19 protein-coding genes and 6 pseudogenes are annotated in these 21,806 nt (G+C 69.6%); 11 read left to right on the top strand and 14 right to left on the bottom strand.

All coding sequences use genetic code 11. The features are described from left to right. Positions 1 to 24: 24 nt before the first annotated feature. The gene (locus tag ACH4UM_RS34725) at positions 25 to 306 is read left to right on the top strand and encodes a hypothetical protein (protein WP_398188331.1); all 282 of its coding nucleotides are present in this window, start codon (positions 25 to 27) and stop codon (positions 304 to 306) included. A 104-nt stretch (positions 307 to 410) separates the two neighbouring features. On the opposite strand, the gene ACH4UM_RS34720 is transcribed toward ACH4UM_RS34725, so the two are convergent. Together ACH4UM_RS34720 and ACH4UM_RS34715 are read right to left on the bottom strand one after the other, a co-directional pair. Then, positions 411 to 605 (bottom strand): hypothetical protein, encoded by a 195-nt coding sequence (locus ACH4UM_RS34720; RefSeq protein WP_398188475.1) that lies wholly within the window; start codon positions 603 to 605, stop codon positions 411 to 413. 258 nt (positions 606 to 863) lie between these two features. Continuing rightward, positions 864 to 1,052: pseudogene (locus ACH4UM_RS34715) on the bottom strand (hypothetical protein); the annotation flags it as partial. A gap of 449 nt (positions 1,053 to 1,501) precedes the next feature. On the opposite strand from ACH4UM_RS34715, the pseudogene ACH4UM_RS34710 reads away from it, so the two are divergent. From ACH4UM_RS34710 to ACH4UM_RS34690, 5 genes and pseudogenes are all read left to right on the top strand, one after another. After that, positions 1,502 to 1,663: pseudogene (locus tag ACH4UM_RS34710) on the top strand (glycoside hydrolase family 19 protein); the annotation flags it as partial. A 52-nt stretch (positions 1,664 to 1,715) separates the two neighbouring features. Continuing rightward, positions 1,716 to 1,982, top strand: a complete 267-nt coding sequence (locus ACH4UM_RS34705) for a hypothetical protein (protein ID WP_398188473.1) — start codon at positions 1,716 to 1,718, stop codon at positions 1,980 to 1,982. Positions 1,983 to 1,999: 17 nt separating this feature from the next. Beyond that, positions 2,000 to 2,236 carry a glycosyl hydrolase gene (locus tag ACH4UM_RS34700; RefSeq protein ID WP_398188458.1) on the top strand — a complete coding sequence of 79 codons (237 nt, stop codon included), beginning with the start codon at positions 2,000 to 2,002 and terminating at the stop codon, positions 2,234 to 2,236. After that, positions 2,233 to 2,346: pseudogene (locus tag ACH4UM_RS34695) on the top strand (RNA polymerase); the annotation flags it as partial. The gene ACH4UM_RS34700 and the pseudogene ACH4UM_RS34695, both read left to right, overlap by 4 nt. A gap of 58 nt (positions 2,347 to 2,404) precedes the next feature. After that, positions 2,405 to 2,842 (top strand): septal ring lytic transglycosylase RlpA family protein, encoded by a 438-nt coding sequence (locus tag ACH4UM_RS34690; RefSeq protein ID WP_398188328.1) that lies wholly within the window; start codon positions 2,405 to 2,407, stop codon positions 2,840 to 2,842. A gap of 6 nt (positions 2,843 to 2,848) precedes the next feature. Here the strand turns inward: ACH4UM_RS34690 and ACH4UM_RS34685 are convergent. Beyond that, a pseudogene (locus tag ACH4UM_RS34685) lies at positions 2,849 to 3,052 on the bottom strand (MFS transporter); the annotation flags it as partial. A gap of 61 nt (positions 3,053 to 3,113) precedes the next feature. Next, positions 3,114 to 3,441, bottom strand: a pseudogene (locus tag ACH4UM_RS34680) (transposase); the annotation flags it as partial. Between the two features lie 219 nt (positions 3,442 to 3,660). Here ACH4UM_RS34680 and ACH4UM_RS34675 point away from each other — a divergent pair. Then, complete coding sequence (locus ACH4UM_RS34675) at positions 3,661 to 4,095, top strand: VOC family protein (RefSeq protein ID WP_398188325.1); 435 nt, start codon at positions 3,661 to 3,663, stop codon at positions 4,093 to 4,095. Between the two features lie 111 nt (positions 4,096 to 4,206). Then, positions 4,207 to 4,794 (top strand): histidine phosphatase family protein, encoded by a 588-nt coding sequence (locus ACH4UM_RS34670; protein ID WP_398188322.1) that lies wholly within the window; start codon positions 4,207 to 4,209, stop codon positions 4,792 to 4,794. 16 nt (positions 4,795 to 4,810) lie between these two features. Here the strand turns inward: ACH4UM_RS34670 and ACH4UM_RS34665 are convergent. The 5 genes and pseudogenes from ACH4UM_RS34665 to ACH4UM_RS34645 form a co-directional block, all read right to left on the bottom strand. Further along, a pseudogene (locus tag ACH4UM_RS34665) lies at positions 4,811 to 5,212 on the bottom strand (transposase); the annotation flags it as partial. A 440-nt stretch (positions 5,213 to 5,652) separates the two neighbouring features. After that, positions 5,653 to 6,411 carry a DUF2182 domain-containing protein gene (locus ACH4UM_RS34660; protein ID WP_398188319.1) on the bottom strand — a complete coding sequence of 253 codons (759 nt, stop codon included), beginning with the start codon at positions 6,409 to 6,411 and terminating at the stop codon, positions 5,653 to 5,655. Then, entirely contained in the window at positions 6,408 to 7,022 is a 615-nt protein-coding gene (locus tag ACH4UM_RS34655; RefSeq protein WP_398188317.1) for a DUF1326 domain-containing protein, read from the bottom strand. Before ACH4UM_RS34655 ends, ACH4UM_RS34660 begins: the two co-directional genes overlap by 4 nt. Before the next feature lie 358 nt (positions 7,023 to 7,380). Next, entirely contained in the window at positions 7,381 to 8,070 is a 690-nt protein-coding gene (locus ACH4UM_RS34650; protein ID WP_398188314.1) for a response regulator, read from the bottom strand. After that, positions 8,070 to 9,734, bottom strand: a complete 1,665-nt coding sequence (locus tag ACH4UM_RS34645; RefSeq protein ID WP_398188311.1) for an ATP-binding protein — start codon at positions 9,732 to 9,734, stop codon at positions 8,070 to 8,072. Before ACH4UM_RS34645 ends, ACH4UM_RS34650 begins: the two co-directional genes overlap by 1 nt. A 271-nt stretch (positions 9,735 to 10,005) precedes the next feature. On the opposite strand from ACH4UM_RS34645, the gene ACH4UM_RS34640 reads away from it, so the two are divergent. From ACH4UM_RS34640 to ACH4UM_RS34630, 3 genes are all read left to right on the top strand, one after another. Next, entirely contained in the window at positions 10,006 to 10,866 is an 861-nt protein-coding gene (locus tag ACH4UM_RS34640) for an ABC transporter ATP-binding protein (protein ID WP_398188308.1), read from the top strand. Beyond that, positions 10,863 to 11,741, top strand: a complete 879-nt coding sequence (locus tag ACH4UM_RS34635) for an ABC transporter permease (protein WP_398188306.1) — start codon at positions 10,863 to 10,865, stop codon at positions 11,739 to 11,741. The genes ACH4UM_RS34640 and ACH4UM_RS34635 overlap by 4 nt, the downstream gene beginning before the upstream one ends. A gap of 89 nt (positions 11,742 to 11,830) precedes the next feature. Further along, the gene (locus ACH4UM_RS34630) at positions 11,831 to 12,916 is read left to right on the top strand and encodes an ABC transporter substrate-binding protein (protein ID WP_398188304.1); all 1,086 of its coding nucleotides are present in this window, start codon (positions 11,831 to 11,833) and stop codon (positions 12,914 to 12,916) included. Between the two features lie 706 nt (positions 12,917 to 13,622). On the opposite strand, the gene ACH4UM_RS34625 is transcribed toward ACH4UM_RS34630, so the two are convergent. The 5 genes from ACH4UM_RS34625 to ACH4UM_RS34605 form a co-directional block, all read right to left on the bottom strand. Next, positions 13,623 to 17,987 (bottom strand): AAA family ATPase, encoded by a 4,365-nt coding sequence (locus ACH4UM_RS34625; protein WP_398188301.1) that lies wholly within the window; start codon positions 17,985 to 17,987, stop codon positions 13,623 to 13,625. Further along, a complete protein-coding gene (locus ACH4UM_RS34620) occupies positions 17,984 to 18,400 on the bottom strand; it encodes a hypothetical protein (RefSeq protein WP_398188299.1) in 417 nt (138 codons plus the stop codon). Before ACH4UM_RS34620 ends, ACH4UM_RS34625 begins: the two co-directional genes overlap by 4 nt. Positions 18,401 to 18,732: 332 nt before the next feature. After that, positions 18,733 to 18,918 carry a hypothetical protein gene (locus ACH4UM_RS34615; RefSeq protein WP_398188296.1) on the bottom strand — a complete coding sequence of 62 codons (186 nt, stop codon included), beginning with the start codon at positions 18,916 to 18,918 and terminating at the stop codon, positions 18,733 to 18,735. A 172-nt stretch (positions 18,919 to 19,090) separates the two neighbouring features. After that, positions 19,091 to 20,434: a carotenoid oxygenase family protein gene (locus tag ACH4UM_RS34610; protein ID WP_398188293.1), complete on the bottom strand. Its 1,344-nt coding sequence runs from the start codon at positions 20,432 to 20,434 to the stop codon at positions 19,091 to 19,093. Next, positions 20,431 to 21,711, bottom strand: coding sequence for an MFS transporter (locus tag ACH4UM_RS34605; protein WP_398188291.1), 1,281 nt, complete (start codon positions 21,709 to 21,711; stop codon positions 20,431 to 20,433). The genes ACH4UM_RS34610 and ACH4UM_RS34605 overlap by 4 nt, the downstream gene beginning before the upstream one ends. Positions 21,712 to 21,806 lie beyond the last annotated feature (95 nt).

Genomic DNA, 21,806 nt, shown 5'->3' with positions numbered 1-21,806 from the left:
CGGCCGCGGATCACCGCGTCGCTGTTGATCCAGCCGGCGATGCCGGCGGCGTTGCAGGCCGGCGGGGCGCACGTACCGAACGTGGTTTCCCCTGCTGTGGTGACGGGAGCGGCGTGGGCCGTGGGTGCGGACGTTCCGCAACATCATGGCTTCCTGGGCGCCGTCCTCGAGGAGCCGTTCGAGGAGGCCGACGACACGGCTGGTGCGGCGCATCAGGTACTCGGGCATCCCGCCGTCTGTGAGCATGCCGCGTTTGGCCTTCAGCAGACGGAGCTGCTGTTCGAATGCCGCGGAGGTGATCGGTGAAGGCGGCGATTCCCGTGGCCGTGCCGCAACGGAACCGGTCAATTTCGACCAGGTCGAAGCGTCGTTCCGTCCGTGTGGTCTCGAACCCATGGATGCGGGCGTGGTCAGAGGGCGGCATCACCCACTGCCGCATCTTCGCGTCCCAGCCGACTCGCGCCCGCTTCCGGAGCCGGGATGTCGACGCCGACCAGGATGAGGGTGACGTTCATGCTCACGAAGGTGCGGATCAGGCCGAGCGTGTCCTGGTCGTCGGCCCGGTGCATCCGCAGCCGGGTGATGTCGTCCAGGATCAAGGCCATCACTCCGTGGTCGTGCAGCGACTGGGTGACCTGGGAAATGGGCTGGGGCGGGTTCGGTTCATGCTCCAGGTCGGGGCGCCGAAGAAGTCGAGGACGGCCTGGCAGGTGCTCTTCGGCTTCGCTGTGACTGGCGACTGGACGTAGGCGACAGGGGCGTGCAGATCCCATGTGCCGTCGACGGCGGTGGGGTTGAGGTGGTTGCGAGGTGCAGTGCAGGTAGGCGGTGTCAGTACTCGGTCGGCCAGCCGTCCGGCCGATGACCTGGGCCTGGTGTGCCTCGGCCAGGTGCTCTTCGGCCTTCAGCCACGGCAGGAACTGTGCTCCTCTTCGCCTGCCGCACGTGTCACAACTGATCGTGCGCTGCACGCCCGTCCGCTGCACCCGGACGACGTGCTCACGCCCGTGCTGGTCCCGGTGGCTGACCTTGCTCGTGTTGATCTGCGGCATGAGGCCTCCAGCGTCCGCGTCCGGGAACTACCTGTTCGCGCGGCAAGGAGTGTGCAGCAATACCAAGATCAACAGACTTTGCTCGATGGCGAGTTGGCCAAGCTGTGGCCGTGCCGCAGATTGTCCGGAAGAGAGCGGTGGGTGGTACAGGCCATTGACAGGTCACGCTCACGCCGCTGTCATATGTGGCCGTCGGCTTGTGTGAGCGCTCTCAGGGGTCCTGTGAGTGCCAGGGTCGGCGCCATCCGCCCACCCCTGATGCCGGATTGTCGCGAACTCGGCCACTAGTCACTGACAACGTTGCCAAGTGCGACGTCTGACGCACTTTCAGCACACCGGGAGTTCAGTCATGTCCTTACGGCGCGTCCTCGGGACCGCTGCGGCAGCGGTGACCGCCGTCTCGGCGGTGGCCTTGTCCGCCCCCCGCTGCCACCGCGGCCGACTTCGCCGTGACCCGGGCCCAGTTCCAGCAGATCTTCCCGAGCAAGAACGCCTTCTCCACGTACGACGCCCTGGTCAGCGGGATGAACGCCTACCCCACCTTCGCCCACACGGGCAATGACGGGGACCGGAGGCGGGAGGCGGCGGCCCTCCTGGCCAACGTCAGCCACGAGACCGGTGGTCTGCGCGATGGTCGGCGGGCGCGGGAGCCAGGGAGACTCCATGCACAGAAGAAGTCTTCTCGCCGGGCTGATCGGGCTGCCGGGCGGGCTCGCCTTCGGCAGTCAGGCCCGCGCTGCGACCGGTACGACGGCCGGTGCACCCACCACGAACACGATGGCCGCCGCGGTGAAGAAGAAGGGCGTCAGCGCCTGGAACTTCACGGGGGTGAGCCAGGCCATGGCCGATTCCAAGGCCCGCTGGTTCCACACCTGGGCCTCGGACAAGCAGCAGATCAACCCCCGGCCGGCGTCGAGTTCGTCCCCATGACCTGGGGACCGGGCTCCGTGACCGACGCCGAGCTGAACCGGATCCGACAGCAGGGCATCACCTTGCTCGGGTTCAACGAAGCCGACATGGCGGGACAGGCCGACATGACCGTGCAGCGGGCCCTCGACCTGTGGCCCCGGCTGCAGTCGACCGGCCTGCGGCTCGGGGCGCCCGCGGTGGCCACCGGGCGAACATCGCCGGCGGCTGGCTCGACCGGCTCCTCCCGGGCGCCGCCGCCCGCCACGACAAGGTGAACTTCACCCCGCTGCACTGGTACGGCGCGGACTTCAACGCCACGAACGCGACCAACCGGCTGCGGAGCTACCTCCAGGCCACCTACGACCGTCACCGCAAGCCGATCTGGCTCGCCGAGTACGCCCATTCCCGTCATCACTCCCACGACATGCGAAAGAGGCAATGCAATGAGTCGTGCCCGCATACTCGCCCGCCCGATCGTCGGAGCCGCCGCGCTCTGCGCGGTCGTGGCCCTGGCGCCGATGAGCTCTGCCGCGCCCGCGGAGTCCGCCCCGCTCGCCGCCGCAACGTGCTGGGCGACGCACTACGGCCCCATCCCCGCAGGCGCCCTGACCGCCAGCGGCGAGGTCTTCGACAACAACGCGAACACCGCGGCGACGTCCCTGACCCGCAACCCCCAACTGCCGTTCGGCACCAGGGTGGAGGTGACCAACGTCGCCAACGGCAAGTCCCTGGTCGTGCGCGTCAACGACCGGGGCACCTTCCAGCAGACCCCCCAGGAACCCAAGTGCCTCGACCTGACCGACGGAGCCTTCAGCCGGCTCGGCGGCAGTCTCGACCCCGACGCGGGTCACATCGTCGTCACCCAACAGGTGCTGTCATGACGGGCACATGAAGCCGCTGAACCCGATGGAGAACGGCACGATCATCACCAGGCCGCGGCGCAGCGACACCAGATGGAACAGGCTCGGCGGCACCAGCGGCGTACGGCCCTGCCGGTCGGCCCGGCGCTCCACCGCGTAGAACACGGCAGCCACGCAGGGGAACGCGGCCGGCGACAGCCCGGTCCACACCGGCCAGCCCGCCGCGCGGCCTGCGCGGTTGACCGGGCTGGGACCGACCTCTCGTTGAACTCGCGCTGTTTAGGACTGTGTCCTACGTGGTGAGTTGGACGTATCGCTTGTAGCAGCACAGGGTTGCGGCGAGTCCGAGAAAGGCCAGGTAGTTACGAGGATGCCGCTCGTGGCGGGGACTGGGTCGACGGTAGCCGGACAGCCAGGACATGGTGCGTTCGATCACCCAGTGGTGGCGTCCCAGGCGCTCACTCGACTCGAGTCCCTTGCGGGCGATCCGCACGCCGATCCTCCTGCCGCGGACCCATTTACGCAGGTCCGGCTTGGTCGTAGGCCTTGTCGGCGTGGAGCTTGCGGGGCTTGTACTGGCGGCCTCGATCCGGGGCGTGCAACGTGCCGTCCACAGCGGGGCGAGCTGCCGCATGGTCGGGAGGCTGCCGTTGGGAAACGTGGCGAGGGCCGTGGCCGCGGTCTGGTCAGGAACGGCGGGCAACCCCTTGGGGGCATCGACATCGGCTCACCCCCAGCGACCGCCCGACACAGCAGTGGCCAGCAGGGGCCGTCCTCCCGACAACATGCGGATCCACACCGGGAAATGAGCAACGGAGTCTCCCTGCTATGGTGCGCCGATGTCATCGATCAAGCAGTTCCAAGTCACCTTCGACTGCGCAGAACCTGAGCGCGTCGCTCGTTTTTGGTGCGAGGTGTTGGGGTACGTCGTGCCGCCGCCACCGGACGGGTTCGCCACTTGGGGCGATTTCGGCCGCTCCCTGCCTCCTGAGGATCAGGGTTCATGGTTCGTATGCGTTGATCCCTCAGGTGTGGGCCCGCGACTGTTCTTTCAGCGCGTTCCCGAAGGCAAGGTCGTCAAGAATCGGCTGCATCTTGACGTGCGGGTCGGCACCGGACTCGTGGGTGAAGAGCGCCTGGCCACGCTTGAGGCCGAATGCGCACGACTGGTCGCGCTCGGCGCGGTACGCGTGCGACTACTGCTTGCCGATGACGACAACGAGTCGTGCATGGTGATGCAGGACATCGAGGGCAACGAGTTCTGTCTCGACTGAGCATCCTCCGAGACGGCTGGCGAGTCAGCCGTCGCAGATCAGGGAGCGGGCGGTGGCGGCGAAGGCGAGGAATGGTCGGCCGTGTCGCATGATCAGATATCGTGCGCGGCCATGGGTGAACTGATAGTGATCAGGCATGGCCAGACTGAATGGAGCCTGTCGGGCCAGCACGCCGGCCGTACCGACGTTCCGCTGACTGCCGCGGGCGAGGCCGCGGCGAAGGAGCTCGCTCCGAGGCTGGCACGACGCCATCTGGTGGCGGTTTTCAGCAGCCCGCTGAGCCGCGCCATGCGGACGGCCGAGCTGGCGGGCCTGGCCGGCGTCCGGCCCGATCCCGATCTGCTGGAGTGGGACTACGGCGGCTACGAGGGCCTGACCTCGGCGCAGATCCAGGAGATGAAGCCGGGTTGGGACCTGTGGCGGGACGGCGTCATTCCCGGCGACGACGACCATCCTGGCGAGCAGCTCCAGCAGGTGGCAGCGCGTACGGACGCGGTGCTGGACCGGATCCGGCCGCTGCTGGAGGACGGCGATGTTGCCGTCGTCGCGCATGGTCATCTGGCACGCGTGCTCACGGTGCGCTGGCTCGGCCTCGACGCCTCCGCCAGTCGGCTGCTCGGCCATCCGCATCCAGGCACGCTCAGCTTCCTGGCCACCGAGGACGGGCAGCCGTTCATCGCCGCCTGGAACGTCCCGTAGCGGCGGTGCCGCTGCCTCACGCCTGCTGCGAGAGGCGCCGGAAGCACATGAGTGCCGCGGCGATCCCGGCGAAGGCCAGGAAGTGTTCCGCTTTGCGTTCAGAGCGACGGTGCAGGCGGCGACACCCGGACAGTCACGCAACTGTCCGCTCCACGGTCCAACGGTGGCGTCCCAGGCGCTGAGAGGACTCGATGCCCTTGCGGGCGATGCGCGGAGTGATGTTCGGGGACCGGAGCCATCGGCGCAGGTGGTCGTAGTCGTAGCCCTTGTCGGCGTGGAGCTTGGCGGGCCGTCGCCGACGGGGCCCACGGCGGGAGCGGATGGGCGGGATGCCACGCACCAAGGGCTCCAAGCCCTGGCTGTCATGGGTGTTGGCAGCGGAGACACCGATGGAGAGGGGCAGACCGGTCCGCTCGACGGCATCGACGGTATCGACGGCATCGACTGCACAGCCGGCATCCTCGCCGGAGACGCGGAATGGAGCACCCTGATCGCGCTGGAGCACCACGGCCGCATCACCCAGCGGTCGTCGCATCCCGCCGGCCCTCGCCGTGTTTGCCGTGGCCAGTGTCTCCGCCGCCGATCCCAGGACCTTGCCGGCTCACGGCGCGGGAGAGGCTGGGCGGACCAGCCGATACCCTCTGCCCGTATCCGGTCAACATCTGCTTCGCTCCCACCAGCGGCGCCCCCCCGCTGCCGAGGTCGCGGCCCGCGCCGACCTCACCGTCGAAGGCCCGGCCGACGTCGTGGACCTCTTCGACGATTCTCGATGAGCTGGCCACAGCCCTCCGGCCGCGTGAGGCGTACCCTCATGTGCCCGTCCGGCGGGTGATTTCTCGGCGGGTACGGCCTCCGTCCTCACATCCCGGCCATACCGCTACCGGTGAGGCCCGGGGCCAGTGCCGGGACCCAGAAGACGGCGACGGCCAGGGCGATCGAGGCGATCCCCACGGCACGGGCCACCAGGCGGCCGGCCGGAGCCAGCTTCTCAGTGGCGATCACGGCGGTCAGGACCACCATGGCCCACAGGTTCATCACGCCGAACGCCGCCAGCAGCACCATCAGTGACCAACAACAGCCCAGGCAGAAGGCCCCGTGGTGGGCTCCGGCACGCAGATCGCGCGAAGGCCCCGGGTACGAGGCGTAGCGGAGCATCAGCCCGATCGGCGAGCGGCACCTCGCCAGGCAGCGGTCTTTGAGGGGCATGAGCTGGTAGACGCCGTTGACCGCGAACACGGCCGCGGCCACTGCGGTCCCCGCCACGGCGGGGAGGCTCGCAGCCCGGCCCAGGCCGGCGGCCAGCCCGTACGCCGGCAGCCCGGCCGCGGCCCAGACAAGCAGGTAGGCGAGAGTGAAAACGACCATGCGCGGCGCCCGGTGCACGGTGATGGTGCGGGCGTACAGCGCGGCGACGGGCGCCGTGGCGGGCAGCATCATCGCCGCCGTCATCAGCGTCCACACGGCCAGGAAAGCGGGCAGGCCCAGGCCCATGGTGCCCGGCATCGCCTGCATGCCGCCCCAGCGCGTCACCACCCAGGCCCAGGCGGCAGCCGCCGTGACCAGCAGCAGTGCGGCGGGGCCCGCCCTGCGGCGGACGGTGACCGGCCGATCGGTCACGCGGACCACGTGAAGGGCGCCGAGTGTCCGTTGCCGCCGGAGAAGTCCCAGGACCGGCCGTACACGCCGTCGCCCGTCGCCCGGGTGGACCGGGCAATGGTCAGCGTGCTGTTCACCGGGTGGAACATGCCGGTCAGGCCCATCACCGGACCGTCCCCGCCGAACTGCGGGGCAACCTGGTCCTCGATCTCGATGTCGATGGTGTCGCCCACCCGCGCTGCGTGGCGGCGGCCCTCGTCGCGGTAGTCGATGGGAACGCGCTCCACGCCGAGGACCTCGCCGATGAGCGGAGTGAGCGCCGCCATCGGCCCGCCGGCCTGGCCGGAGAAGACCTTGCTCAACGCCTCCGCCTGGCCGTCGTCGGCCGAAGCGTCGAGGTACAGCGCCACCTGCCAGCCACCCTCGGCCATCACCCGGGGCGCGTCGATGAAGACGGCGACGCTGCGGTCGGAGACGTCCACGCCGTCCACGTTCCCGCTGTCCACGTGGAACGCAAAGGTCACCTGGCAGCGCTCGCGGTCGGCCGGTGCGGTGAGGCCCGAGGTGGTGCAAGGGCACACCACGTCACAGTTGCAGCTCTCCAGATACGTGCCGTTCAGATTCCAGGGCATGGCTCTTCGCCTCCCTCTCTCACGCCCCCCTCGGTGAAGGGAATGCATCGGGAGAGTCCGTCCCGTCCCGGTGCCGCTCTTCTCCAGGCTATTCCCGACCGACAATGGGCGTCGGACACCGACCGCAGGACCGTCGCCCGCGTCCGGCCAGAGATCACGCAGCGCGAGAAGTGGTGGCCGGCTTGCCTTCGTGGGCCGGTGCCCCGTGGCTTCAGGATCGGTGTCCGAAGATCCGCAGGTGGTTGCCGAGGCCGGCCATCAGCAGGCCGACGACGACCCCACTCGGCCATTGCGAAGGGGAGCCGAGCCGGCGACGAATCAGGGCTTCTCTGGTGCCGGGAAGCGCTCCTGGCACGATTCAGTGAGCGATGCGGTAGCGGTGTTCGGGGCGGCCGTTGGTGCCGTAGCGGAGTTCCAGGCGGACCGCGCCCTCCTTGACGAGATAGGACAGGTACCGCTGGGCCGTGGCGCGGGAGACACCGGTCGCCTCGGCCGCCTCGGCGGCCGACAGGGCACTGCGAGCGGAGCGCAGGGCTTGGTGGATCGCGCTGAGCGTGGGCGCGGAGTGGCCCTTGGCCGGGATCCGGGGAACGGCGGGTGGGCGGGCGGCGCTGAACAGGGCGTCCACGTCCGCCTGGTCGGCCGTGGTGGTCCGGCTGAGCGCGTCCACGCGGTTGCGGAGCTGGCGGTAGGCAGCGAGCCGTTCGGCGAGGTCGGCAGAGCCGAACGGCTTCACCAGGTAGCCGACGGCGCCCAGTTTCATCGCGGCGCGGACGGAGGCGATGTCGTGGTCCGCGGTGATCATGAGGGCGTCGGGGCGGTTGCAGCCCTGGTCCTGGCTGAGCCTGCGCAGGATGTCGAGTCCGCTGCCATCGGGCAGGAAGACGTCGAGCAGCAGCAGGTCCGGGTGCAAGGTGCGGACCGCGGCCAGGGCCTCAGCTACGGTCGCCGCCTCGCCGACCACTTCGAAGCCCTGGACACGGCGCACGTAGTCGCTGTGGATCTGCCCGACCCGGAAGTCGTCGTCCACCACGAGGGTCCGGATCATCACAGGTCACCTCCCATCGGCAACGCCGTCGTGAACAGGGCGTCCTGCGGTGCCGGCGCCGTGTCCGGCTGTGGCAGTACGACGGTGAACACCGCGCCCGGGCCTTCGCTGACCGTGATGGTGCCGCCGTGTCGCTGCACCAGCCGGTGCACCAGGGCCAGCCCCAGGCCGCGGCGCGCGGTGCCCCGCTCGGGGCGCGTGGACCAGCCGTCCTCGAAGATTGACCGGGAAGTGTCCGGCGCGATGCCCGGACCGCTGTCCGCCACACGTACAAAGATCAGCTCGTCGCCCTCGGCCAGCGTCAGCCGGATCCTGCGTCCGCCGTTGGCGGGTGGTGCCCCGGCAGTCGCGTCGATGGCGTTGTCGAGCAGGTTGCCGACGATGGTCAGCAGTCGCCGCAGGTGCGGTGGGTCGTCGCCGAGCGCGGAGTCGTCGGTGAGGACGATGCGGACCCCGCGTTCGGCGGCGACGGTGGTCTTGGCCACGATGAGCCCGACCATCAGCGGGTTTCCGATGTGCCGGCGCACGGCCTCGGTCAGGGCCTGCCCGGAACGGGCCGTCTCGATGGCGTACTCGTACGCGGACTTGTGCTCGCCGATGTCCAGCAGACCGGCCAGGGTGTGCATCCGGTTGGTGAACTCGTGCTGCTGGGCCCGCAGGGCGTCGGTCAGTCCGCGCACGGAGTCCAGTTCGCGCAGCAGGCCGATCAGCTCGGTGCGGTCGCGCACGGTGACCACGGCGCCCAGTTCGCGGCCGTGCTGGGTGACCGGCATGCGGTTGACGGCGAGACAGTGGTCGTCCGTCAGGACGCTGACGTCGGTGCCGGTCAGGGTGCCGTCCAGCGCGCGGCGCAGCCGGCCGTCGGGCAGCACCTCCTCCAGCCGGTGGCCGAGCGCGGTGCCGAGGCCGAGCAGCCGCCGGGCTTCGTCGTTCACCACGGTGATCCTCCCGTCGGGGTCGAAGGCGACCACGCCTTCCCGGATGCCGTACAGCATCGCCTCGCGGTCCTGCAGCAGACCGGCGATCTCCTCGAGTTCCAGGCCGAACGTGGTCCGCTTCAGCCGCCGCGCCAGCAGATAGGCCGCCGCCGCGCCGATGGCGGTGGCGATCGTGGCGTACAGCCCGAAGGTGGGCAGTTCGTGCCACAGCTCGCCGAGCACGTCGTGTTCCGGCATGCCCACCGACACCTCGCCGACCAGTGCGCCGGAGGGGCCGTACAGAGGGGCCTTGGCGTTGGCGGACCGCCCGGTCGCGCCCTGGTCGGTGCCGACGTGCGGGCGGCCGTCCTTCACCACGACCGGCTCGGCCACCGGTTCGCCGATCAGGGCGGGGATGGGATGCGAGTGCCGTAGGCCGTGCAGGTCGATCACGACCGCGTAGGACGCTCCGGACGCCCGGCGGATCCGCTCGGCGACCCTCTGCACCACATCGCCGCCGCCCCCGTACTCCATGGCGTGCCTGATCTGCGGCTCCGCGGCCGTGGTCCGGGCGATCGCCAGGGCCCGCTGCTCGTAGGAGCGGTCGAGTTCGGCCCGCTGCGCGAAGGCGAACAGGACGAAGCCGATCAGGCCGGTGAGCGCGAGGATGACCAGCTGGTTGGCGAGGATCCGGGTGGAAAGCCTGCGCCTTCCACTGCGGCCTGTCCGGAAACGGATGGGTATCACGGGCGCCTCTTCGTTCCGGTGGTGCGACGTGCCGGGACGGCCTGCCTGCGCAAGGTGCCCGGGTGGCGCGATTGTGCCCCACGGCCGGGACGCTGCCCAGCTCCGCCCGGTGAGCAAAACGAGCACAACCCCGCTTTACGCAACTATCGCGAAGTAGCTCGGAAACAGCGACGTACTACGCGGCTGCCTCTAGCGTCTGCCTTCCTCGGTCTGAGAGGAACCCAGCAGAACCCCCGAGGAACTCCGAAAGAAGGAAGGAAGCGGCCCCCACATGTCTTCGCGAAACGATGTCGCGACGAGCCCGGGCGCCGGTGCGGCGGACCATGCGAACGCGCGCATCGAGATCTCCGGGCTCACCAAGCGATTCCTGACCCCGGCCGGTGAGGTGTTCACGGCGCTGCAAGACGTTTCGTTCACCGTGGAGCCGGGCCAGTTCTGCGCCGTGGTGGGTCCCACCGGCTGCGGCAAGTCGACGACCCTGAGTATGGTGTCCGGGCTCGACCGGCCCAGCGGGGGATCGGTCAGGGTCGGCGGCCGTGAGGTGGACGGCGTCACCGGCGGCGTCAGCTTCATGTTCCAGGCCGACGCCCTGCTGCCCTGGAAGACCGTCCTCGGCAACGTGCTGATGGGCCCCGCTTTTCGTGGGGTGCCCAAGCAGCAGGCCCAGGCTCGGGCGCGCGACTGGCTGCGCCGGGTCGGACTCGCCGGGTTCGAGGACCGCTACCCCCACCAGCTGTCCGGCGGTATGCGCAAGCGCGTGGCGATGGCCGCAGCCCTGATCAACGAACCCAAGATCCTGATCATGGACGAGCCGTTCGGCGCCCTGGACGTGCAGACCAAGGCGATCATGTCGACCGAGCTGCTGAGCCTGTGGGAGCAGATCCGCCCGTCCGTCATCTTCATCACCCACGACCTGGACGAAGCGGTGGCGCTCGCCGACCGAGTGGTCGTGATGACGTCGAGCCCCGGATCGGTCAAGGCGATCTTCGACATCGACCTGCCCCGACCGCGCGGCTCGGTCCAGGAGATCCGCTTCCAGCCCCGCTTCATCGAACTCCAACACCAGATCTGGGACACGCTGCGCGAAGAGGTGGAGCGCGCCTACGCACTCACCGCGGGGGGCAAGGAATGAGTACGACGTCCACCGTTTCCGCGGTCCCCGTCACCGAAAGCGGCAAGGGCCCCGCCGCGAACGCCGCGCAGCGTGCCGCCCGGCGCCGTGTGGCCCTGGTGTGGGCGGGCCGTATCGCCCTCGCGGTCTTCGTGATCGGCGGCTGGCAGGCATTCACCACCTGGGGCATCGTCGACCCGTTCTTCTTCGGGCAGCCCTCGGGCATCTGGCAGCGGCTGATCGACCTCTTCCAGCACGGCACCCAGTTCGGCTCCTTCTACCAGAACATCTGGACCACCATCCAGGAGGCGCTGGTCGGCTTCGCCCTGGGTTCCCTCACCGGGATCGTCTTCGGCGTCGCGCTCGGGCAGAGCCGCTACCTGTCCGACGTGCTCGGTCCCTACATCAAGATGGTCAACGCGATCCCGCGCATCGTCCTCGGCTCGATCTTCATCGTCGCCTTCGGTATCGGTGTGACCCCGAAGATCCTGCTCGCCGCGGTGCTGGTGTTCTTCATCGTCTTCTTCAACGCCTTCCAGGGCGTGCGCGAGGTCGACCGCAACGTCCTTGCCAACGTCAGGGTGCTCGGCGCCTCCCGGATGCAGATCACCCGGCACGTCATCGTGCCCTCCGCGCTGACCTGGATCATCGCCAGCCTGCACAGCGCCTTCGGCTTCGCCATCGTCGGCGCGCTCGTCGGCGAGGTGCTCGGCGCGCAGAGCGGACTGGGCCTGGTCATCAAGACCGCGCAGAACAACTTCGACCCCAACGGCGTGTTCGCCACGATGCTCGTCATCGCGGTGATCGTGCTCGGTGCGGAGTGGCTGATCGGCAAGCTCGAACACCGGCTGCTCGCCTGGCGCCCGCCGGCCCCCTCCGAGACGAACGTCCTCTGACTCACACCATCCTTCAAGCCCTTCCACGGGCTTCCATCCCCCGCATCGCCGACAGCAGTCCCGCATTCCCGAAAGGTGCAGGCCCCGCCATGCTCAAGAGAACCCTAGCCGCATCGATCACCACCGTCCTCGCCCTCGGCGCCGCCACCGCGTGTTCCGGCAACTCCGGCAGCTCCGTGTCGTCCGGCTCCGGCCCCACCCCGACCGTCAAGCTCATGGTCGGCGGCATCGACAAGCAGATCTATCTGCCCTACCAGCTCGCCCAGAACCTCGGCTTCTACGAGAAGTACGGCGTCAAGGTCGAGCTGAGCACCGAGCAGAACGGCGGTGTCGGCGCCGAGGAGGCCATGGCCTCGGGCCAAGTGGACATGGCCGGCGCCTGGTACAACCACACGATCGAGTTCCAGGCCAAGGGGAAGGCGGTCGAGGACATCGTCCAGCTGTCCGGCGCGCCCGGCGAGCGGGAGATGTGCACCACGAAGAGCGGTGTGAAATCGGCCGCCGACTTCAAGGACAAGACACTCGGTGTCACCGACCTGGGCTCGGGCACCGACACCCTCACCCAGTTCATGGCGGCCAAGAAGGGCGTCAAGACCAACCAGTTCCACCGACTTGCGGTCGGTGCGGGCTCCACGGCCGTCGCCGCGCTGCAGAACGGCAAGGCCGACTGCGTCATGACGACGCAGCCGACGGTTGCCGCGATCGAGAAGAAGGGCGTCGGCACCTCCGCGATCGACCTGGCCACCACCGACGGCGCCAAGGCGGCGCTGGGCGGCGCGTTCCCGGGCGCGAGCGTCCTGGCCCGCACAGACTGGGTGAACTCGCACAAGGAAGCGGTGCAGAAGGTCGTCGACGCGCTCGTGGCCACGATGCACTGGATCAACACGCACAGCGCGGGCGACATAGCCAACAAGTTGCCGGCGTCGTTCGTGCAGAACCAACTGGTCACCAAGGCCGATTACATCAAGGCGCTGACCGGGGACAAGGGCCAGTTCCTGCCGGACGGAATCATGCCGGCCGGCGGCCCGAAGACCGCCCTGGCCACTGAGCAGTTGGTCGGGAACGTGACCTCGGCGGTGGACCTCGGCAAGACGTTCACCAACGAGTTCGCCCTCAGCGCCAACAAGAAGGAGGGCTTCACCACCACCACGATCCCGGCCGGCGCCGGCGGCTGAGTCCCCTGCGCTCACGGGGCTGCCCGGGCGACCGCCGCCCGGGCAGCCCCGAGCCGTGGACATCGCGGACCAGAATCCTCCCTCGCCGCCTCCCGGCGTGAGACGCCCGGCCACAGGGCGCTCCGACGAGTCGTCGGTGTTGCGACTCCGGGGCACCGTGAGCAACGAGTTCGGCCTCTTCGCATGCGAAGGACACAGACGCCACCGACCCTTATCTGCGATGACCTGGTCGGGCCGGCAGCGTGGTCGGCCCAGGCCGGTACGGGGGACGCGGATGCGTTCCCGAAGAAGGCGGGCGCAGATGCCGTCGTGACGTTGTCCCGGCGCCACCAGGATCGCGAGCGGACGACCGCAGCCGTCGCAGGCGAGGTGGATTTTGGTGGTCAGTCCACCTCGGGATCGGCCGAGGGCGTGATCGTCCGTTTCGTCCGCCCGGTGCTGCCCCCTTTCGGCCTGTGTTGGCGGCGTGCTGGTGGGCACGGCCGATGGTGGAGTCGATCGGGACCAGCCAGTCGATGTCGCCGGCCGCGTGGCCGCGGGCTTGGATCTGCTGCAGCGCCCGGGTGAACACGCCTTCCAGGGCGTAGCGGCGGAAGCGGGTGTACACCGTTTGTCTGGATGGTTTGAGGTTGTTCTGCGGGGCTCTCATTCGATCGTGTGTCTGGGGTCGGGGCGCCCAGATTTGGGATCCCTGGGCGCCCCGGACTCAGGCGCACGTCCGCTCGTATGGGAGATCTGGCACGTAGCGGTCCCATTCGGTCCGGTCCAGGCCACGGCCGGCGCGGCTGCAGGCGCGGGCGACCGCATTGGCGCGGGCGTCGATGATCTCGGTGAGGTTTTCGAGGTAGACGAGGTTGTCGCCGCCGCCGGTTGCCAGCGTGCGGCTGTCCGCGCTGAAAGCCACCGCCGTGATGATGGCCGCATGTGCGAGGCTTTGGAGCAGTACATGCGGCCGTGTCGAGCCGGTGACGTCCCAAAGCAGTACCCGCTCGTCATTGCCGGCGGTCGCCATGAGGTGCCCGTCGGGACTGAACGCGACTGAGCGCACCCAATCGGTGTGTTCGACCAGCGGGGCAGCGGCCATCTGCGGACGCTCGCGGTTCTCGACGTCCCACAGGATGACGCTGGTATCGACGCTTCCGGTTGCCAGGGTGCGGCCGTCGGGGCTGAAAGCGAGCGTGGTCACCTGGTTCGTGTGTCCGCTCAGCGTGGCCAGGCGCCGGTAGCGCGCCGGGTCGGTCACGTCCCACAGGATCGTCGTGGAGTCGTAGCTGCCGGTTGCCAGGGTGCGGCCGTCGGGACTGAAGGCCATCGCCGTAACTTGGGCAGTATGCCCGGCGGGCGAGGCAATCCGCGTCGGTCGGCTCGGGTCGGTGACGTCCCAGAGGATCACCTTGTCGCCGCCGGTGGCGAGTACGTGGCCCTTCGGGTCGAAGGCCAGTGAGATTACTGGATCGTTTTGAGCTGGAAGCTTGTCAACCTGCTTGGGAGCGTCCGGGGCGTGCACGTCCCACAGGACCGTGGTGCCGTCCTCTCCGCTGATGGCGAGCGTGTGCCCGTCGGGGCTGAAGGCCAGTGCGTCGACCCAGCCGTTGTGCGCGGTGATGTGGGCGGTCTTGCGCGGCAGCTTTCGATCGCTCATGTCCCACAAGTTGACGGTGCCGTCCGCGCTGCCAGTGGCCAGCACTCGGCCGTCGGGGCGATAGCCCACAGCGCGCACCGCATCCCGGTGACCGCCGAGCCTGAAGGTCGCGTTGATCCCGGCCCCCGTACCGCTGCGCCACAGGATCACGGTGTCGCCGGCGCTGGCGGTCGCCAGGGTGTTCCCGTCGGGGCTGAGTGCGACTGCTGCGGTCAGATTCCCACCGGCGCCGCCGATCTCCGTGTGCTGAACGGGCCGAGCCGGGTCGGTGATGTCCCAGCGAAGCATCCTGTGGTCGGCGCCCACAGCCAGCACGCTCCGTCCGCTGGTGTCGTACCGCACTGCGCCGACAGGGCCGTCCCACCCGCCATGGAGCCGGGAGATCACCTGGGGCCTGCGGAGGTTGCGTATGTCCCACAGCCGGACGGTGCTGTCGCCGTCGCCGGTGGCCACACGGTGCCCGTCGGGGCTGAACGCCAGCGAGGCTGATGCGCCGGTGTTCCGCTCGGTGAGCGAGGAGAGGTGGGCCGGAGCGTCGGGATGCCGGACGTTCCACAGGATGGTGGTGCCGCCCGCGTCACCCGTCGCCAGCATGTGCCCGTCACGACTGAACGCCGCCGACAGGACGGCCTGCCGGTGGGTAGTGAGGCGGATGAGCTTTCCCGGCGCCGCCCGATCGGAAATGTCCCAGAGGACGACCGTGTCGTCGACGCTGCCGCTGGCCAGAGTGTTCCCGTCGGGGCTGAACGCAACCGTGTCGACAGCGGCGTTTTGGCCGTTGACGCTGCTCAGCCGGTTTGGGCGGCTCGGGACGGTGACGTTCCACAGGGCGAGGCTGCCGTCCGCGATCCCGGCGGCCAGTGTGCGCCCGTCGGGGCTGAACGCCAGCGCGTCCACCCGCGCGCTGGTGCGAAAGGAGCCAAGTCGCCGGGTACCGTCCCACAAGATCACCTGGTTGTCGGCGCCGCCGGTGGCCAGGATGTGGTTGCCGGGATGGAACGCGACCGCCGAGACGGTCCGTGCGTGGCCGGCCAGCGTCCCGGCGTAGGGGGCGAGCAGGCCGGTGAGGAGACTCGCGGTGGTGTCCGTACTGCTGTGCAGTCGGTCAGCGGCGATGCCGAGCATGAGCGCCAGTTGTGGCGCGTTGCCGCGGGCGCTCTCGGCTTGGTCGAGCAGGGAGCGGGCGGTGGCGGCACGCTGCTGGGCGCGGGCCCTATTTCGTCCCTGGACGGCAAACGCGGTCGCGACCAGCGAGAGCACGAGCAGGACGGCGAGCGTGCCGATGAAGCCGGTCCGCACCCGGCGGCGGCGCTGCTCGGCCCGTACGCTCGCGTCGAGGAACTCCCTTTCGGAGCGGCTGAGCCGATCCGGGCGGTCGGCCGCCCACTCCCGCGCCAGATGTAATCGGTCGCCCCGGTGAAGGCGGTCTGCGTCGCGTCCGTCGCGCAGCCAGTCGGCGGCGGCCTCGGAGAGTTCCTGCTGTACCAACAGCCCGGCCCGGTCGGCCTTGATCCAGTCGCGGAACCGACCCCAGACGCGGAGCAGCGCCTCGTGGGAGATCTGCGCGGTATCGCCGTCAACGGTGATCAGGCGGGCCTGGGCGAGCCGGTCGCGGGCGGTCGCGACGGCGGGGGTCTGCTCCACCAACTCGGTCAGGTCGATCCGGCGGCGGGTGTCCTCGGTGCCCTCGCCGAGGCTGACCATCCGCTGCAGCATCATTCGGGCCGCCTGCTTTTCGTCCGCGTCGAGTGCCTCGTAGACGGTTTCGGCTCTGCGGGTGACTGCCTCCCCGACCCCGCCCGTTGCTCGATACCCGGCCAGGGTGAGCGTGCGGCCCTGATGGCGATTTTGCCAGGTGAGGAGCAGCGCGTACGACAGCAGCGGCAGCGCACCCGCAGCGAAGTCGTGATCGGCCTGCAGATCGTGCAGCAGCAGATCGACCAGCCCGGGTTCCAGGCCGAGACCGGCGGCTTCGGCCGGCTTCTCAATCGCTTCGCGTAGCTGCTCGGGAGCCATCGGCAGGACCTGCAGCTTGGAGTTGTCGAGTACCCGGGCCAGCTCCGAGTAGGCCAGGCAGTGCGCGTAGAAGTCGGCGCGTATCCCGAGGACGACCAGAGCGTGCTTCTGGGCTGCTGCGCACACCGCCCGGACGAATTGTGCACGTTCGTCAGCGTCCTGGCAGGCGGTGAACAGTTCCTCAAACTGGTCCACCACGAGCAGCAGTCGTCCGTCCGGCACGTTCTGGCCGCCCGCGTGCCGGTGCAGCGCCTGGGCCAGGACGGAGTTCAGCCGCGTCGGGTCGGCGGCGAGTTCGGTGCGGATGGCGTCTGCGGGCAGATCCGCAGGACCGGCCAGCCGAGTGGCTAGGGTGTCCAGCGGGTGCGCGCCCGGCGTGAGGACCATGCTCGGCCAGGCCGAAGACCCGCGCACCGGAAGCTCACCGCGGGCCACGGCGGGCAGTACCCCGGCCCGCAGCAGTGAGGACTTGCCCGAGCCGGACAGGCCCACCACGGCCATCGGTGTGCCCGTCTGCCAGCGGGTGGCCATCTGGTCGAGGAGGTCCCGGGTGAGCTGTTCACGGCCGAAGAAGAAGCGGGCGTCGTCGGCGGTGAACGGATCGAGACCGCGGTAGGGGCAGGGTCCCTCGGCCAGCGGCTGTCCGGTGTCCGTGGCGTCGGTGACCGGCGGGCAGACGCCCACGGGGTTGCCGGCGAGGACAAGGTCGCCGGCCTGGCCGCTGAGGTACCGGACCGGCGCCGGTATACCTCGCAGGGGCAGTTCACGCCGGAGGTATCGGAAGGCACCCTCCACGGTGAGCTCGGGCAGCCCGGCAGGGTCGCCCTCGCGCAGCAGGGTCATGAGAGCCCCGGTGAAGCTGGTGTGCCGTTCCCCGGGCAGGGCCAAGGCGAGTTCGTCGGCGGATGCAGAGGACAGGACGTAGGCACCAGCGAGCGAGGCGAGTTCGAAAGCGTTGGTGGCAGCGGTACCCAAGGAGCCACGGGCACGCCCGGAGTAGCAGCAGTCCAGCACCACGACGATGGTGCGCGCCCGGCAGACCGACAACGCGTCCGCGATCACCGTGTACGGCAAGGCTTTGAAGCCCAGTCCCTCGCTGAGATGGTCGGTTTCGCAGGTGGCCAGGTGCAGCTTGTTGCCGGGGCTGACCAGCCCGTGGCCAACGTAGTGGAAGAAGAAGACGTCTTCGGCTTGCTTTGCCGCCTCGATCAGGGCGTTGCCCAGTTCGATCGGATTCGGATCGATGATCGGTGGCAGCAGGTTCTCCGGGCGCAGGCCGCAGCAATCGATCAGAACGCTGCCCAGGTCCCGTACGGTGTCAGCGACCGCGGGGACGTCTGGAAGGCGGGAGCCGGCGACGTGCGTGCCGGTGCCGGCCAGCAGGGCCCGGGTCCCGGCCGAGTGCAGGTTCATCCGGCGGTGTCCTCCTCGCCGGTCCGGGGAGGCGCGGCGCCGATGGCCGGTGTTCCGGTCACACTTGCGGACAGCTGTGCGGCGAGGTCAGCGACCGCGGTGGTGCCGAAGTCCGGCACGTCAGTGGCGCTGATCTCGTACGACGTGCCGTCTGGCCGGGTCACCTTGAGCGTGACATCACTGGTGCGGTGCCGGATCCAGGCGATGAGGACACTCGCAACGGCCGTCGCGATGCCGCCTGGCGCGAGGATGACCGCCAGCGCCTCCACCCCCGAGCCGAGTGTGCCGGGTACGACGGGGCCGTCCACCAGCCGGACCCTGCCGCGTAACCCCTCCTCGTTGAGCAACCACTCCCGGAGGGAGCGCAGTTCATCTGCCGTGCGGTGCCCCTCGACCTCCAGCGTCACTTCCACGGACTATCCCTCAGCTCTCGCCGACACGCTGACAGGCACCATAGTGACGGATGGTCAACCTGCTGTGCAGGGGTATGTGGATTCGGTACCGGGCCGAGCCGCCCTGGGATCCCGGAGGCGCCGGTACGTCGGCCGGGAGGCCCTCGGCGCAGTGGAGCATCCCGGCTCCCGCATAGGAACACCTGGCTGCTGCTGGGCCCCCGAATGTTGATGAGAATGTTCGACTGGTCCACTCGTGCACGTCGGTGATGCCGTGCGCGGGACCGCCCCACAGGATGCGGTGTGCGGGGTGTCGACCGCGTAGATGGTGGAGTCGATGGACAGGCCGGCGGTCACCCAGTGGAGGGTGGTGCGGGCAATGGGGCCGACGAGCCGGGCCTCGGTGATGGCAGGCTGCCAGCCGGGCAGGAGCCGATCCTGGTGTGCAGCTGCCGGACCCGCTCGAGAGGAGCGGCGAGCAGGATGGTGTGGTCGGCGACGACGGGGGCGTTCTCGTCGATGGCCGTGGGGTAGCTCATGGCGGTTCCTCAGTGTCGGGGTCCGGGCCGCCGCGGGGGAGTCAACGGCGGCCCGGACGGCTGGGACGGTCAGGCGGGCATCGCGGAGTCGGGGATCCATCGGCCTTTGATGCCGGACGGGTTCGGGGCCTTGCCGCATCGGCGAGGCAGCGGACCGGCCGGTCGAGGCGGGTCAGGCGGGCAGTTCGGAGTCGGGGATCCAGTGGCCGTGGATGCCGGCGGGCACCCTGCGGGGGAGTTCGACGGCGGCTACGGTGCTCAGGTCGCTCGCGTCCAGGACGAGCAGCTCCGAGGCGTCAGCCTTGAGGTCGCTGACGATGGTGAGCAGATAGCCGTCGTCCTCGGCCATCCCGCCCTCGGCGGGTGCGAAGACGGCCTCGCCGGGCATCCGGCCCTCGCCGTGCGCGAGCAGCTTCTCCTGGCCGGTCCGCGTGTCGAACTTGACGGTGTGATAGCCCGAAAGGCCTGCGCCGGGGAAGGCGATGGCGTAGCTGTAGCGGTAGGCCGAACCGGTGTGGGCGTCGTTGATCGACGGGAACTCGGTGGCCAGGTCGTTGAGGGACTCAGTGGTGACCTTGCCCGTGGGCGGGTCCATGATCCATCGGTAGAAGGTCGAGCCGGCGTCGGGGCTGGTGCCGTAGCCGGGAGCGCCGACCCACCACTTCCACGAGTTCTCCCAGGCCGGACGGTCGAAGCGAGGCGCTTCGAGGACGATCCGGCCCTGCGCGTCGGTGTAGGCGTTGGCGACGTGCAACAGCGCCGCCTGGTCGGCCACCTCGAACCAGGTGGTCTTGCCCCCGGCGCGCGGCATCACTCCGATGCGCAGCGGGACGTCGTCGTGCCAGCGGTAGGGGATGCCGGAGTGCTCGGCGTGGTCGAAGACCACCGGCGAGTTGATGAAGACGACGTGCTCGCGGGTGATGGCGAAGTCGTGCATGAGCGACGGGCCGGAGCCGTCGATGACCTCCGACTTGACGATGCCGCCGGAGGCGTCGGCCACGTAGTAGGTCAGGTACGGCGGGAAGGGGCTGTAGCTGAAGAAGTGCAGCTCGCCGGTCTCCGGGTCCTCTTTGGGGTGGGCGGTCATCGCGCTGGTGAGCCTGCCGCCGAAGTCGTAGACGCCGATCGTGTCCAGATCGGCGCTGACCTCCCAGGGCAGGTTGGCCTCCTGCAGGGCCAGGTAGCGGCCCCCGTGGAAGATGATGTTGGTGGCGGCGGCGCTGACTTCGAGCTCGGTTCCGGTGAACGGGACGCCGTCCAGGAAGGGGGTGCGCACCCAGCGGTTGCGGTACCACTCGGCCCGGCCGCCCGTGAGGCGGATGCCGTGGATCATGCCCTCACCGCGGAACCAGTGGGTGGGGGTGATGCCCGGCTTGGGGTTGTGACCGTTGCGGAAATAGCGGCCGCTCAGCTCGGGCGGGAGGGTGCCGCGCACCTTCAGCTCGTGGCCGGTGATCTCGTCGGTGACGGGGGTGAAGTGGCCGCTGATGTACGGCTTGTCCAGGGTCATGGTCATGCCTTTCGCGTCGCGAGAGCCGAGATGAGCACGGTCAGGGCGGCGCAGGCCAGGAAAGCCGCGCCAAAGGAGGGGAGCAGGGTCAGGAAGGACAGACCGATGGCTCCGCCGATCTGCCGGGTGGCGTTGACCAGCCCTCCGGCCAGGCCGTTGTCAGCGGCCGGGACACCCATGGAGGACATCGCGGTGAGCCGGACGAAGGCCACCCCCAGCCCGATGCCGATGAGGAGCGTCGGGCCGAGCAGGTCCACAAGGAAGGCGCCGTCGGACGGGGTTCGGGACAGCCAGGCCAGTCCGGCCGCGAGGACCAGCAGGCCCACGGGGAGCACATGACGGCCGGAGACCTTGCCGGCGACCCACGACGAGAGGGTGATCACGAGGGCGAGGGGAAGCTGGGTCAGCCCGGCCTCCAAGGGCGAGTAGCCGAGGGTGCGCTGCTGGTAGAGGGGCAGGAAGTAGAACAGGCCGAGCCAGACCGCGCCCAGATGGGCCATCAGCACGTTGGGCACCGCCACCACGCTCATGCGCGCCGGCAGCAGCGGGTCGGCGCCGCGGCGCTGGAGCACCACGAACAGGCCGAGCAGCGCCAGACCGATCACGGCAAGCGGCCAAGGGCCTGACAGGCCGTAAGTGAGCGCGACCAGCCCCGCCGTCACCGTCACCGCGCCCGGCGCGTCCAGGCTTCCGCCGCGTGGCCGGTCGGCCCCGACCAGCAGCCAGGTGGCCACCAGGACGGGCAGGGCGAGGAGCACCATCACGACGAACACCGCACGCCAGCCGTAGAGGCTGGTGAGCAGCCCGCTCAGCAGCACGCCCGCCGCCCCGCCGGCACCGGAGACCGCGCCCCAAACTCCGAGCGCGGTGCCACGCCGCTCCCTGTCGGGATAGCACGTCAGCACGAGGGCCAGCGCCGTGGGCGCCAGCAGCGCGGCGCCGATTCCCTGCACTGCTCTGCAGGCGATCAGTACGGTCGCCGTGGGCGCCAGTGCCGCGCCCAGGGAGGAGAGGGCGAACAGGCCGATGCCGAGCAGGAACACGCGCCGAAGGCCGTACACGTCGCCTGCGCGCCCGCCCGGCAGCAGCAGCGCGCCGAAGACCAGTACGTAGGCGTTGACCGTCCACGCCTGGCCCGTGTCCGACAGATCGAGCCCGGCCCGGATCTGGGGCAGGGCGACGTTCACGATCGAAGTGCTCAGCACGACCAGGAACTGGGCCGTGGCCAAGACCGCCAGCGGTATCCAGCCGGTGGTGGTCCGTTGCAGTGCGGTGCGGGTCATGGCTCGACACTCGCAGCGGGCGTCCGCCGCTCGCGTCGGTAGTCATCGCCTATACGACTGCCTGCGGGAGACCCTTAGGCGACCGGGTCGTTCCC

The organism is Streptomyces sp. NPDC020801 (genome assembly GCF_044334385.1).
Lineage (GTDB): Bacteria > Actinomycetota > Actinomycetes > Streptomycetales > Streptomycetaceae > Streptomyces.
The sequence above is the reverse complement of the archived record's forward strand: the minus strand, read 5'-3'. Positions and strand labels throughout refer to the sequence as shown.